At 36.9% G+C, this 13,066-nt stretch carries 13 protein-coding genes; 6 read left to right on the top strand and 7 right to left on the bottom strand.

Annotation, left to right across the window (positions count from 1 at the left end; all coding sequences use genetic code 11):
• Positions 1-20 precede the first annotated feature (20 nt).
• The gene (locus JM81_RS12975) at positions 21-995 is read left to right on the top strand and encodes a polyprenyl synthetase family protein (RefSeq protein ID WP_144804026.1); all 975 of its coding nucleotides are present in this window, start codon (positions 21-23) and stop codon (positions 993-995) included.
• Here the strand turns inward: JM81_RS12975 and JM81_RS12980 are convergent.
• Complete coding sequence (locus tag JM81_RS12980) at positions 992-2,134, bottom strand: lycopene cyclase family protein (protein WP_144804028.1); 1,143 nt, start codon at positions 2,132-2,134, stop codon at positions 992-994. The two genes, JM81_RS12975 and JM81_RS12980, sit on opposite strands and share 4 nt — an antisense overlap.
• A 70-nt stretch (positions 2,135-2,204) precedes the next feature.
• Positions 2,205-4,481, bottom strand: a complete 2,277-nt coding sequence (locus tag JM81_RS12985) for a TonB-dependent receptor (RefSeq protein WP_144804030.1) — start codon at positions 4,479-4,481, stop codon at positions 2,205-2,207.
• A gap of 76 nt (positions 4,482-4,557) precedes the next feature.
• Between JM81_RS12985 and JM81_RS12990 the strand changes: the two genes are divergently transcribed.
• The 4 genes from JM81_RS12990 (at position 4,558) to JM81_RS13005 (ending at position 7,098) form a co-directional block, all read left to right on the top strand.
• Complete coding sequence (locus tag JM81_RS12990) at positions 4,558-5,220, top strand: metal-dependent transcriptional regulator (protein WP_144804032.1); 663 nt, start codon at positions 4,558-4,560, stop codon at positions 5,218-5,220.
• A gap of 13 nt (positions 5,221-5,233) precedes the next feature.
• Positions 5,234-6,055 (top strand): ZIP family metal transporter, encoded by an 822-nt coding sequence (locus JM81_RS12995; protein WP_144804034.1) that lies wholly within the window; start codon positions 5,234-5,236, stop codon positions 6,053-6,055.
• 123 nt (positions 6,056-6,178) lie between these two features.
• The gene (locus JM81_RS13000; protein WP_144804036.1) at positions 6,179-6,610 is read left to right on the top strand and encodes a hypothetical protein; all 432 of its coding nucleotides are present in this window, start codon (positions 6,179-6,181) and stop codon (positions 6,608-6,610) included.
• A 65-nt stretch (positions 6,611-6,675) separates the two neighbouring features.
• A complete protein-coding gene (locus JM81_RS13005; protein WP_089259732.1) occupies positions 6,676-7,098 on the top strand; it encodes a DUF2141 domain-containing protein in 423 nt (140 codons plus the stop codon).
• A 20-nt stretch (positions 7,099-7,118) separates the two neighbouring features.
• Here the strand turns inward: JM81_RS13005 and JM81_RS13010 are convergent, their stop codons facing one another.
• Positions 7,119-7,541, bottom strand: coding sequence for a TonB-dependent receptor (locus tag JM81_RS13010; protein WP_144804038.1), 423 nt, complete (start codon positions 7,539-7,541; stop codon positions 7,119-7,121).
• A gap of 79 nt (positions 7,542-7,620) precedes the next feature.
• On the opposite strand from JM81_RS13010, the gene JM81_RS13015 reads away from it, so the two are divergent.
• Positions 7,621-8,007, top strand: a complete 387-nt coding sequence (locus JM81_RS13015) for a DUF423 domain-containing protein (protein ID WP_144804040.1) — start codon at positions 7,621-7,623, stop codon at positions 8,005-8,007.
• Here the strand turns inward: JM81_RS13015 and JM81_RS13020 are convergent, their stop codons facing one another.
• The 4 genes from JM81_RS13020 to JM81_RS13035 all read right to left on the bottom strand — a co-directional run bounded on the left by JM81_RS13020 (position 8,008) and on the right by JM81_RS13035 (position 13,039).
• Positions 8,008-9,537, bottom strand: coding sequence for a carboxypeptidase-like regulatory domain-containing protein (locus JM81_RS13020; protein ID WP_144804042.1), 1,530 nt, complete (start codon positions 9,535-9,537; stop codon positions 8,008-8,010).
• A 278-nt stretch (positions 9,538-9,815) separates the two neighbouring features.
• Positions 9,816-12,014, bottom strand: a complete 2,199-nt coding sequence (gene feoB, locus JM81_RS13025; RefSeq protein WP_144804044.1) for a ferrous iron transport protein B — start codon at positions 12,012-12,014, stop codon at positions 9,816-9,818.
• Positions 12,011-12,256 carry a ferrous iron transport protein A gene (locus tag JM81_RS13030; protein ID WP_089258746.1) on the bottom strand — a complete coding sequence of 82 codons (246 nt, stop codon included), beginning with the start codon at positions 12,254-12,256 and terminating at the stop codon, positions 12,011-12,013. The genes feoB and JM81_RS13030 overlap by 4 nt, the downstream gene beginning before the upstream one ends.
• 108 nt (positions 12,257-12,364) lie before the next feature.
• Complete coding sequence (locus JM81_RS13035; protein WP_144804046.1) at positions 12,365-13,039, bottom strand: SCO family protein; 675 nt, start codon at positions 13,037-13,039, stop codon at positions 12,365-12,367.
• Positions 13,040-13,066: the final 27 nt, after the last annotated feature.

Here is a 13,066-nt window from a genome sequence, read left to right on the forward strand (position 1 = left end):
TTTTGAAGAAAATTGAGCGCATGCATTCCATTAGTGAATACCGAGAGGAGTTTGTGGCATATCTAAACTCTAAAAAACTAACCAAAGAGCCTAGGAATTTATACGAACCGATCAGCTATATTTTAGGCCTTGGCGGTAAAAGACTTAGGCCGGTACTTGTTTTAATGACCGCGGAAATATTCAATTCCCAGTATAAAAAGGCATTGGATGCCGCACTTGCTATTGAGGTATTTCATAATTTTTCCTTGGTTCATGATGATATTATGGATGATGCCCCGGTAAGGAGGGGAAAAGTTACCGTACATGAAAAGTGGGATATTAATACCGGTATTCTTTCCGGAGACGCAATGTTGATCATTGCCTACCAACTTTTTGAAAATTATGAGCCTCTTGTGTTTAGGGAATTGGCCAAACTATTTAGTAAAACCGCTTTAGAAGTTTGCGAAGGGCAACAGTATGATGTTGATTTTGAAACTCGCGATGATGTCATGTTACCCGAATACCTTAAAATGATCGAATATAAAACTGCGGTCTTGGTCGCAGCAGCCCTTAAAATGGGTGCAATAGTTTCAGGAGCTTCCGCGACTGACCAAGAGCATATGTATGACTTTGGATTAAATTTGGGCATTGCTTTTCAATTGCAGGATGATTATCTAGATGTTTTTGGTGATCCTAAAACCTTTGGCAAACAAGTGGGCGGTGACATTATAGAGAATAAAAAAACGTATCTCTATCTTAAGGCCATGAATTCAGGATCAGAGGCCACTTCTAAGGAGTTGGAGCATTTATATTCCATTCAACCGGTTGAAACGGAAGCAAAGGTAAATGCAGTGCGATCAATATTTAAAAAGACCAAAGCGGATGAAGCAACACAAAACGCTATAGCGGATTATACGGAAAAAGCGTTTAAGGTCCTTGAAAAGATAGATATTCAAGAACCAAAAAAGAAATTACTCAGAACATTCGGTGAAAACCTAATGAACAGAACTGTTTAAAATAGCCGGTTAAAAAATGCCTTAATAAAAGGTAGTTTGGGACATGCGTTTATAAAAGTGATATCTTCTTTTAAGTTGGTTTCTTCATCTAAAAATTTAAAAACTTTCTGCGGTTTCAATTTGCTGAACAATGATTCAAATACCTTATGGCCATTTGCATTGTTAGCATAGAGCACATCAAGAAATAAAAGATCGTAAAACCAAAACTTATTCTTTAAATTAAGTTTTGACAAAGGTTTTCCGTTTTTAATAAACTCTATTACCAAAGGTATTTTTTTGGCCGTACTCATTAAGGTATAACCCGTACTAGGTTTTGCCCATCCGCCAGCGGTTCCTATATAGCGTATTCTATTGGTATGGTTTTCCCTAAAATCATAACTGGTCATGGGAATACTGCCATATTCTTTTTCAACGATTTCAAAGGAATCGCATAAAAACCTGCTTTTTATATAAATTTTCAGTTCTTCTTCGTATTCCTGTTTGTCCAATAAATGTTCTGAAAACAGTGTGTATTCAATTAGTGCCGTATGGGTAGAATAGGGTAAAACATACATAAATCTAGTATTCCCTTTTTGAGGAACAGAGAAATCCATATAAGTAATTTCCTTGGGGTCAAAAACCGGTTTTTGGGTTTGTATTACCCAACCTTTAAAATGTTGTTGTAAAACAGGATACCGCTTTTGGTTCTTGGTCATACTATAGTTAAAAATACTATTGAAGATATAGGAACCGGTGTAGCTGTTATTTCTTGTTTTTACAGTTACTATTTCTGAATTTTCTACAAGGTCTATTACCTCTTCCTGAATAAATGTAATAGCAGGACTGTTGTTGATTTTGTTTAAGTAATGGGTGTAAAAATCAATTCCCTGTATCATTTTATAGGTGTAGGGAGCTATTAAAGTTCGCTGGGATAATTTTTTGCTTTCAAAATGGACAGTGTTCCATTCTTTCTTTACGATTGTATCAAATTGACCGGGACCTTTTTCCCAAAAGCACCATGTGCGATCATTGGTTTTTTTGGCATTTTTATCTAAAAGTAAAATTCGTTTGGAATTAAAAAAGGAGTCATTGGCCATGGCGTTGGCCAATAAAAGTCCAGAGGCTCCGGCACCTATAATAATATAATCGTATTTATCCATGAATTTAGTGGTAGGTAGCGGATACTAGTTATTACCTCAAAAATACAAAATACCAAACGTCTTTTATAGTCTAATTGATCGTGTAACGCAAGCCAAAAAATGTTCTTATACCTTGGTTTGGCGCATAAACATAAGACGGGTCAAAAGTTAGGCCATAGGGATTGTTCTGTGTAGGTACCGCGTTTCCATTGTTATCAAAGGTTACTTCTTTATCAAAAGGATCGTTTGCGCGCGCTATTATGAACGGATTGCCTTTATTCGGTGTCCAGTTTAAAATATTTTTTACGCCACCGTATATCTCAATATTTGTAAGGCCTTTATGCGAAAATTGAATGTTTTGAATGCTCCAAGTGGGAGAATATTCCCTTCTAGGATCATTTGCACCGAAAGTTGGTAAGCGCATTGGCCCATAAAGATTTCCCGTATAATCTATGGTCATATCCCAAGAATTAACGGTGTAGCTAACTCCCCAGTTTGCTGCAAAACTTTCCGTTAAAATTTGCCTTGTAGTAGCCCCGTTCTCTGTTGTGCTAACATCCTGGAAGGTTGCTCCCAACATTATTTTTGGACCATTGTGGAAAGAAATATTCAGACTGGTACTCAGGCCCTTGGAAACGGATTTGCCCCTTAAATTATCATATATAATTTGATTTGGATCGGTGTCATAATCGGGTATAATGGCATTTTTAAAATTTGTGTAAAAGATAGACGCATCCAATGCGGCGAAAGTACCATTGTCACTATATATCTTTTTAAGATAGTTGAGGTTGATATTAAAGGAACGTTCCGGTTTAAGTTCCTCGGCAATGATAACATCGCGCGCACCGGTTAAAGCGGCATGTTCTTCGGTAAATAAATTAACGACCCTAAAGCCGGTCCCTGCATTTATACGTAAGATGTCATTGTCGGTAAATTTGTAACGGTAAGCCCCTCTTGGGGTAAAAATGCTACCATGTCTTTTATCAAAATCATATCTAAGACCGCCAAGCAACGCATGTTTTTTATTAAAGGCAATTTCGTCCTGAATAAAAATACTTGGAATAAGGACTTCGTTGGGCAGGTTACCGTTAAGATTCATCGTAGCGGTAGTATTATCATCATAATAGTTGTATCTCAGTGCAGTTCCTGCAAGAAGATTATGGGTGTTAAAGGTCTTGTCCCATGTAAGCTGTGTAAAACCAATTCGTTGGTCCGCTAGGTAGGGTACATTTCCATAAACTGAATTTTGGCTATGGTCATTGTATGAAAATGATAGCATTAATTGCTCTTCTACAGGAAGCTGGTATTTGCCCAAAATCTCCCATCTTTTTGTATAAATACTTTCCCCATAAATTTCGTCACCTCCCCTAAATTTAGGTGTCCATTGTAGTTCTCCGCCCCAACGGTCCTCATAAAAATACCTACCGGCAATGGATAGAACACATGCATTGTCTCTTTTAAAATTCCATTTTTGAAAAATGGAAATCCGGTCCTGTAGGGTTAGGTCCGTAAAATTATCTTCGTTATTGTCAATTGGGTTGTCATATTTAAAATAGTTGATCCCTAAAAGCACATTGGCATTTTCACCTAGATTAAATTTAGTTCCTATATCTAGGTTAAATTCTCCCCAATCCGTTATAAAACTATCCACAACCAATTGCGGTGCGGATAAATTGTCTTTGGTAATTATATTAATTAGACCACCTACTGCCTCACTGCCATATAATGTAGATGCAGGCCCTTTAATAATTTCAACTTGCTCGATCAAGGAATTGGGTATACCGGATAAGCCATATACCGTTCCCAAACCGCTGACAATGGGCATTCCATCTATTAGGACCAGTGTATACGGACCTTCAAGGCCGTTTATATGGATATCCCCTGTATTACATACATTACAATTAATTTGCGGTCTTACACCATTTACGTTCTGTAATGCCTCAAATATACTGGCAGTGGGGTTTTTCTTGAAGAATGTTGGTTTATATACTTCAACGGGCACCGGACTTTCCAATCTGTTGACCGGTTTTAAGGTTCCGGTAACCACCATTTCCTCCAATGACTCCACATTGGGTTCCAGCACTATATTTATCACGAGTTCCTCGTTTTTAGATAGGGACAATTTTTTTTTAAAGGGAAAAAAGCCAATGTTAGAGGCAATGAGCATATATTCACCAGGAGGTATTTCATTGATCATATACCTTCCATTTTCATCTGACGTGGTGCCTATTTGGGTATTCTTAAAATAAATATTGGCAAAAGCCACAGTGTTACCCTCTGCTACTATTTGGCCTTTTATGGTAGCATTTTGTGCATACCCCATGGTAAGGATAAGTCCTAAGAGTAAACCAAACACTATTTTAATCATCTAAAAATAAATTTAGACAAACCTAAAAAATTGTTTTTACATATAAAAATGTATTTTTACATTTTAATAATTTGAGATGACCTTATCAGAAGAAGATTATATCAAAGCTATTTATCATTTAAGTCAGATTGATAATAAATCCGTGGCAACCAACGCTATTGCGGAGCAAATGAATACGAAACCTTCATCTGTAACCGATATGGTAAAGAAGTTATCGGAAAAGTCATTGGTCAACTATAAAAAGTACCAAGGCGTATCCTTATCGGAGAAGGGTAGGTTGGTGGCCCTGTCCATTATACGAAAACATAGGTTATGGGAAGTCTTTTTGGTAGATAAGCTTAATTTTTCATGGGATGAAGTCCATGAGGTTGCGGAACAATTGGAACATATAAAAAGCGATGCCCTAATCGATAAGTTGGATGCACATTTAGGTTTCCCAAAAGTAGACCCCCATGGAGATCCCATACCTACAAAAGATGGTACCTTTAAAAAGTCCATAAAAAAGCTGATCAGTGAATTACCGGTACTTAGCGAGGGTGTTTGTGTAGGAGTGAATGATTCATCTGCCTCTTTTTTAAAATTTTTGGATAAGAATAGAATAGCACTTGGCGATACATTTAAAATTTTAGATCGTGAGGAGTTTGATGGTTCGGTATCTATTTCCACCAGAAGTGGCGTTATTAGAATATCGGAACAAATAGCCTCCAATTTATATTTAGAAATTTCAGATACGGAATAAAGACCAAAAATATATGGAACAGATAATTGATTATTTTGAATCTATAGACCCCGTTTTAGCAGCATTCTATGCTACGTTATTTACATGGGGACTTACCGCCGCTGGGGCAGCATTGGTTTTTTTGTTTAAAGGAATGAACCGTGCTTTGTTAGATGGTATGTTGGGTTTTACCGGTGGTGTAATGGTGGCCGCCAGTTTTTGGAGCCTATTGGCGCCGGGTATAGAAATGAGCCCTGGGGATGGTTTTGTTAAGGTCATACCTGCCGCAGTTGGTTTTTTATTGGGTTCCGCCTTTATTTTTGGATTAGACAAGGTATTGCCACATTTACACATTAACTTTAAAGAGAGTGAAGCGGAAGGGGTAAAGACACCATGGCATAGAACTACTTTATTGACTTTGGCCATTACCTTGCATAATATTCCCGAAGGTTTGGCCGTAGGGGTACTTTTTGGAGGTGTAGCCGCCGGTTTTGAAGGTGCTACAATAGGTGGGGCCGTAGCCTTGGCGCTGGGTATAGGCTTACAGAATTTCCCTGAAGGTTTTGCTGTTGCCATGCCGTTGAGACGACAGGGACTTAGCCGTACCAAAAGTTTTTTATACGGCCAGGCATCGGCAATTGTTGAGCCTGTGGCAGCTGTACTTGGAGCTTGGGCGGTAATGACTTTTCAGCCCATATTGCCCTATGCGCTCTCATTTGCTGCCGGGGCAATGATTTTTGTTGTAGTGGAAGAGGTGATACCGGAAACACAGCAAGATAAATATACAGATATTGCTACCATGGGATTCATAGCAGGCTTTATTATTATGATGACCTTGGATGTTGGGTTGGGATAAAGGCCGTTTTGTAGATCATTGATTTATGGTAAAGGATTGTTTTACCGCTTTGGTAATTTATGGCCGTTTTTTACGTTTCAACTTTTAACTTAAGTGACTAAAAGATATCTATAGTATTTATTTATGCGATTGTTACGGAATAATTGGTTTTGGAACATCATTCTAGTATTAACCTTGATAATTTGTGCAATGGTTTTGGCCATGCATTTTAAGAATTGGATAGGTACCGATGATGACGGGTTAAACTTGCGATCAGGATTTTACCGTGTTCATGTTCCCTACCAAGAATTGGATAGTGTACTATTGGTGGATAGAATACCCCCAATGCAACGCCTAAACGGTTTTTCTGCGTTGGAAAAGGAAAAAGGCATTTTTAGGGAGTTTAAGGATTCCCTGACCAATAAAAGAGTGCATGTTTTTGTAGATAATATTGGTCATCAGAAGATTAAACTCGTATATAGGGATTCTGTTTATATATACCTTAACTTAAAGGATTCAGTTGAAACCATACAATTAATGAATAACTTAAGTGCAAAAATTCTAAATGTGGAGTAAGGCACAAATGAGGATTATGTTTTGGCATTAAAATTGAAATCAATCTATACTATTCAATGTATCTTATGAACCTTAGAAAATATATCTTGATTTTAATATTTTTAGCATTATCTCCTTTAGTTTACGCCCAACATAAACTTCAATTAAACGTAGAAGGTGTTCCTACCAAGAAAGGTACCATATGTTATGCAGTATATACCAATGAAAGCTCGTTCTTAAAATTTGATAAGGTGTATAAATCCGGTATGGAAAAAGCAGAAGAGGGTAAGACCACAATTGAAATCAACGACCTGCCCGACGGAGAATATGCCGTAGCAATTTTTCATGATGCTAATTCTAACAAAAAACTGGATACCAATATGCTGGGTATACCAAAAGAACAAGTGGCGTTTACCAAAGGAAGACTAAAAATGTTTGGACCGCCTAAATTTAAGGAATGTGCCTTTATACTGGATTCCAATCTTGACTTGACTGTTACCTTAGAGTAGTATAATGCATTATTATTTCCTTACTTATAGGTAGTAATAATTATAACTCCATTAGAAGCTCTAGATCCGTACATACCTGCCTCTGCACTTGTAAGGATTCTTATTTTTTTTACGTTAAAACTATCTACCGCCTCGTTTACAGATGCAAAGGAGGTACCTATTTCATAACCATCCAAGATATATAGAGGTTCTTGCCTGCCTTGGTTGCTAAAGGAATTTGAGGTTTTTGATAGAACTGGCACCCCATTTCTGCTAACGATACCCGGCATTTTGGAAATGCGTTCCAACAAGGTGAAATTAGTACGGTTCTTTTCATCTAATTCTTCTGCTACATTGCCTTTCTTGGTAATGGTGTTCTGAGAAGAACCACAGGAGTTTAGGGTCATCATCACTACAAGTAAATAATATAATGTTCTTTTGTCCATAAGAATAAATATACGCATTTTACGAAATTATTTTTTTGACCAAAGGACCGGATATGTAATTCCAAGAAAATTGAAGGTATCTTTATAAAAAAAAATTATGGTCTTAATAGCACAATTGGCTGGCGCCATTTTTGGAGTTTTAGCTATCATATTCGGTGCCTTTGGCGCACATTTATTAAAGAAAAAATTTACCGAAGAACAATTAAACAGCTTTGAAACCGGAGTGAAATATCAAATGTATCATGCTTTGGTATTATTGATGTTAAGTTTTAATCTTAATTTGGATACCAGCCTGGAAAAAAATATGGTCTATTCTTTCATAATAGGCACTTTCCTATTTTCATTCAGTATATATGGCCTCTGTATAAGCGCATCCGCAGGAAAAAAAATCAGGCTATTAGGTCCTATAACACCTATTGGGGGATTATTTCTGGTTCTAGGTTGGAGTTTTTTGTGTTACTACTTCATTAAAAATTTTATTTAATCATTCCAATTCAGAAGAAGTAAATTCCTTAATGGCCATATTAGGTTCCATAATGGTATGGCCTTTCCAAAAATTGGGGTCGTATTTTGGCATATAGGTAGGTAGCACATTATGGTTTTCCTCAAATGCATTAAACTGGGTTTCGTTTATTTGTTTCGTATCGAATACCACTAGTTCATTTTTTTCAATATCGGTAAAAACAAGGTCCATTTTTCCCGATAGTTCATTTTGTTTGTTTCTTCCCTTAACGACTTTATTCTTTTCTATTATCTTAAGAGGTCGTTTAACGCCAATTCGTGTGCCGGTCTCTGTCTCAAAATATTGCAGTGCGTATCTTCCCAATGTTTGTTTATGGAAAATAGCCTTTCCCTTGGTAAGGTAGGTATTGGTAGAAACCCCTAAAAGCTTAAATGAATGAACGGGTTTTATGTTCTCAAAATCGGCACGTAACAAAGCAAAGTCATCGGCATTGATATATAATGTTCCCCTATAGTCTGCGGAACCATCCGGTTGAAACTCCAGAACATAAACAGCATCATTGCCCAAATAGGTAAATTCTTTTAGAGTGTACGTATATTTTCTGGGTTTGATGATAAAATTTAACTCGGTATCCTCGTGTATGGGCAAGTTCTGTAGTAATTTGCCCAAGATTCCTTTCCTATAGTTGGCAAAATTTATTTTGCGCTTCTTGCTATTTTCTTGTTTGCGTTCAATTTCTTGATTTACGGCCGCAATATCCGTAGAATCTATATCTGCCTCAAAAAGTTCGTCCGCATCTAGCTTTGTGCCAAAAAGGCCAGATTTAATCTTAAAATAGGAATCTGTCCTCACATTTTTTTTAATTATGTCGTTAAACTTCTCCTCAAGTTTTTCCATATCCATTTCCTTGCTCTTATCATAAAGTTCAGATGCTTTTATAAGTTCAAGTTTCTGTTCATCTTCCTTTAAACTGCCATAAAGATCACCAAGGATTTCCGTATAATAACTGTTGGATTTGGGTACCGTATAAATTATACTATCTATAAAATTTTGGTTTAATGCTTTTATAGTGGATTCTTTGACCTTAAAATCTGTCTTTACCATACGATTGTACGATGAATTCCTGTAAAAAAGGCGTTTTTTGGTATAATCAAAATTATAGTTGCTATTTAGGTTGTCATTGACCAACTCCATAATTTCATCTGCAGTGTAGTTTTTGTTAGATACTATAACCTCTCTTAGTTCTATGGCTTTGGGACTTAGTAAAATGGTATTGGTGGTAAAGTGCGACAAAGGTTTGGCTACGGATTTATAACCTATACAGGAGATAAAAAGAGAGTCTGTTTCTTGAACGGTTTCATCTAACATGAAATTAAAATTACCGTCTTCATTGGTAATTACGCCTTTATTGTTCAATAGTACCGTTACATAAGGTATAGGGGCTTTGGTTATGCTGTCAAGTACATTGGCGCTTAAATTTTGTGCTTTAACTATATCGCTATTGCACAATAAAAAATACACGGGAAGAATAAATAGTAGTTTTTTGCACATGGTTATGGGTTATGCTCTCGCAATCTAAACGAACCAAGACAACAAACGTTACTATTTTACATACTGTTGGGAGTTATTTAGGCCTTATTTAACTTTTTAATTAAAATTGCGGAAAAATCAAGCGCATTTAATGACAGCCACAATCATTTTGACCACACGCTTTGTTATTCTTTTTTTTGGGATTCCATAAAGATTTAGGAATCAAAAATTTGTTGACGAGATAGGCAATTGAAATCGACAATGTTATATATACCAAAATGTGCTGTAGCGTATCCATTTTATTTTAATAATTGATAGGCGATGAATGCAACAATATAAGCAAATAGACTCATAATTACCAATTGTCCTGCAGGCCATTTCCATGAATTGGTCTCTCTTTTCACCACTGCCAATGTACTCATACACTGCATGGCAAATGCGTAGAACAATAGTAAGGAAATACCCGAAGCCAAATTGAACAATGGTTTGCCCGTTCTTGGGTCCACCTCTGCGGCCATTCTATATTTTATGGTTTCCTCTTCATCATTGCCAACACTATAAATCGTTGCCAAGGTACCCACAAAGACCTCTCTTGCCGCAAAGGAAGTTAGTACCGCAATACCTATTTTCCAATCATAGCCCAAAGGTCTAACGATAGGTTCAATTGCCTTGCCCATATATCCCATATAGGAGTGCTCCAGTTTATAACTGGCAATTTCTTGGTTAAGGGCGCGCTCTTTCAGTTCCTCAAGTTCAAGTTGTGCACGAATCTCATTATCGGCAGTGTTGGTACTAAGAGTTTGCTGTTTGTTTTTGATGTAGTCTTCGCTAAATGTAGTAAAACCCTCTTCCTTTACACGAGTTGTTACAATGCTTTCTGCATTTTTAAATTCATCTGAAAATCCGTTAGAACCAAGAAACCATAAAATAATGGAAATTGCCAAAATGATTTTACCCGCCCCAAAAACAAAACTTTTGGTTTTTTCCAAAACTGTATAACCAACATTTTTTAATAACGGTAATTTATAGTTTGGCATTTCAACCACAAAAAACGACTTGCTTTTAATGTTCATGACCTTGTTCAACACTAGGGCCGCTAAAATAGAAGCTCCAAATCCCAACAAATACAATAACATTAAGGTCAAGGCCTTGTAGCTTAAGCCAAACAAGCTGCCTTCCGGTATGACCAGGGCAATTATAATTAAATACACGGGTAATCTTGCAGAGCAAGTTGTAAACGGGGTAACTAAAATAGTGATCAACCGTTCTTTCCAATTTTCAATGGTCCTAGTGGCCATAATTGCAGGTATGGCACATGCCGTACCGGATATTAAAGGGACTACACTTTTGCCACTTAACCCAAAAGGCCTCATTATTCTGTCCATTAAAAAGACGACCCTGCTCATGTAGCCCGTTTCTTCAAGTAGAGCTATAAACAAGAATAGAAACGCTATCTGTGGAATAAAGATGACAATACCACCAATACCTGCCAATATGCCCTCGGCTATTAAATTAGTGAACACCCCAGGTGGTAGGGTTTCCTTGACCCATTCCGTGGCAGAGGCAAAAAAGCCATCAATTAAATCCATGGGATATTCGCTCCAACCATAGATGGCCTGAAAAATGGTCAATAATATCAAAAAGAAAATCAGGTACCCAAAAACTTTATGGGTCAATATCTTGTCTAAAGTTGCCCTAAAACCTTTTGCCGCATTAACGTCTACCTTATACGTTTCCTTTAGAATACCATTTATGAACTGATATCTTAATATGGTCTCTTTTTGTTGAAGTCGCTTTAGTTCAGATTTAGATTTTGTAGCAAACGAAGAAGTGTCCTTGATCAATGTTTTTTCAATAGGCATAAAGTTGACATCTTGGGTAATGACCAACCATAATTTATAAACATCTTCTTTAGGAAATGCTGCCCTTAAACGCTCAAAATATTCTGGGTCTATAACAGATGCATCTACATTTTGTGCCTTTGGCAGGTTCTTGTAATCTGCAATCAACACTTTTAAGGTTTCAATACCCGTACCCTTTCTTGTGCTGACCAAAGCAATTTTGGAGTTGAGCTTTTTTTCCAAAAGCTCAATATCAATGGTAATACCTTTTCTGGACATACGATCGGCCATATTGATGACCAAAATGGCAGGTATCTTTAAATCTTTTATTTGTGTAAAGAGGAGTAGGTTCCTTTTAAGGTTTTCTACATCTGTTACCACTACGGCTACATCTGGATGGTCCTTGTCGTTTTTATTCAACAACAATTCTACGGCTACGCTTTCATCCAATGACGTTGTATTTAAGCTATAGGTGCCGGGCAGGTCCAAAATATGGGCCTTTACCCCTCTGGGAAGCTTACAAATACCTTCTTTTTTTTCTACCGTAATACCGGGATAATTACCAACTTTCTGGTTTAGTCCGGTCAATTGGTTAAAAACGGATGTTTTACCTGTGTTGGGATTCCCTATTAGGGCTACATTGATTTGTTTGCTCATATAACCACATTGTCTTCAATGATTTCCAAAGCTATATGAAGCGCCATTTCCCTTCTAATGGCAATATGAGACCCGTTAACGTTGATGTAAATAGGGTCTTTTAACGGAGCTACCTGTACCAATTCTACCATATTTCCGGGCAGGCAACCCATTTCCAATAACTTTATAGGCAGCAAATCTTCGGTAAATTCCTTAATGATTCCCTTCTGACCTCTCCTTAAATGTGCTACGGTAGTTTCCAATCTTTATTTAGATTCATTATAAGTAAGGCAAAAGTAACGGAAATAATCCAATTAATAAATTATTATAACCTATAAATACCCCCATATGTTATAAAGTAATTCCCTGTTTTAGTCATTGTAAGAAGCCTTTAATATATCTAGGTCTGTCATAAGTTGATCAATGTCCTCAGTATTTGTACCATCATAAAAGCCCCTAATTCTTTTTTCCTTATCCACCAAAATGAAATTCTCGGTATGGATCATATCAAAAGGGCCTCCGTCCCCATCGGTTTTTACCGCCAAATAGGATTTACGGGCAAGTTCATAGATTTGTTTTTTGTCTCCGGTAACCAAATTCCATCTACTATCGTCAACTCCTTTTTCTATTGCATAATTTTTAAGCTGTGCTACGCTATCTATTTCTGGCGTAACGGTATGTGATAGCAATAATACCTCATTATCGTTTCCTAATCGTTGCTGTATCAAAGCCATGTTCTTGGTCATAATAGGGCAAATTGTGGGGCAGGTGGTAAAGAAGAAGTCGGCTATATAGATTTTATCCTTATAATTTTCCTGTGTAATGTTCTGACCATTTTGGTTGGTCAAGGAAAAATTGGAAATTGTATGGTATTTACGTACATGTTGTATTTCTTGTGGTACTAATTCTGCATTGACCATGGCAGGGGTATACACCGGTAAAAGCTCCTTAGGTGTCAAAGCATTATAAAATAGGTAAATAATCACTCCAGAGACTCCTATGAGTACCGCACCAAAAAGCTTGAATTTACCGAAAAAAGAACGCATTATCTTTTTTGTGTAAAGGTACGTTAG

It is taken from the genome of Maribacter sp. MAR_2009_72, assembly GCF_007827235.1.
In the GTDB taxonomy this organism is placed as follows: Bacteria; Bacteroidota; Bacteroidia; order Flavobacteriales; family Flavobacteriaceae; genus Maribacter; species Maribacter sedimenticola.

Bases quoted from the DNA above. Each gene is read 5' to 3' on its own strand.
- JM81_RS12975 (WP_144804026.1), top strand. From the start codon at position 21: ATGCATTCCATTAGTGAATACCGAGAGGAGTTTGTGGCATATCTAAAC.
- JM81_RS12980 (WP_144804028.1), bottom strand. From the start codon at position 2,134: ATGGATAAATACGATTATATTATTATAGGTGCCGGAGCCTCTGGACTT.
- JM81_RS12985 (WP_144804030.1), bottom strand. From the start codon at position 4,481: ATGATTAAAATAGTGTTTGGTTTACTCTTAGGACTTATCCTTACCATG.
- JM81_RS12990 (WP_144804032.1), top strand. From the start codon at position 4,558: ATGACCTTATCAGAAGAAGATTATATCAAAGCTATTTATCATTTAAGT.
- JM81_RS12995 (WP_144804034.1), top strand. From the start codon at position 5,234: ATGGAACAGATAATTGATTATTTTGAATCTATAGACCCCGTTTTAGCA.
- JM81_RS13000 (WP_144804036.1), top strand. From the start codon at position 6,179: ATGCGATTGTTACGGAATAATTGGTTTTGGAACATCATTCTAGTATTA.
- JM81_RS13005 (WP_089259732.1), top strand. From the start codon at position 6,676: ATGAACCTTAGAAAATATATCTTGATTTTAATATTTTTAGCATTATCT.
- JM81_RS13010 (WP_144804038.1), bottom strand. From the start codon at position 7,541: ATGCGTATATTTATTCTTATGGACAAAAGAACATTATATTATTTACTT.
- JM81_RS13015 (WP_144804040.1), top strand. From the start codon at position 7,621: ATGGTCTTAATAGCACAATTGGCTGGCGCCATTTTTGGAGTTTTAGCT.
- JM81_RS13020 (WP_144804042.1), bottom strand. From the start codon at position 9,537: ATGTGCAAAAAACTACTATTTATTCTTCCCGTGTATTTTTTATTGTGC.
- feoB (WP_144804044.1), bottom strand. From the start codon at position 12,014: ATGAGCAAACAAATCAATGTAGCCCTAATAGGGAATCCCAACACAGGT.
- JM81_RS13035 (WP_144804046.1), bottom strand. From the start codon at position 13,039: ATGCGTTCTTTTTTCGGTAAATTCAAGCTTTTTGGTGCGGTACTCATA.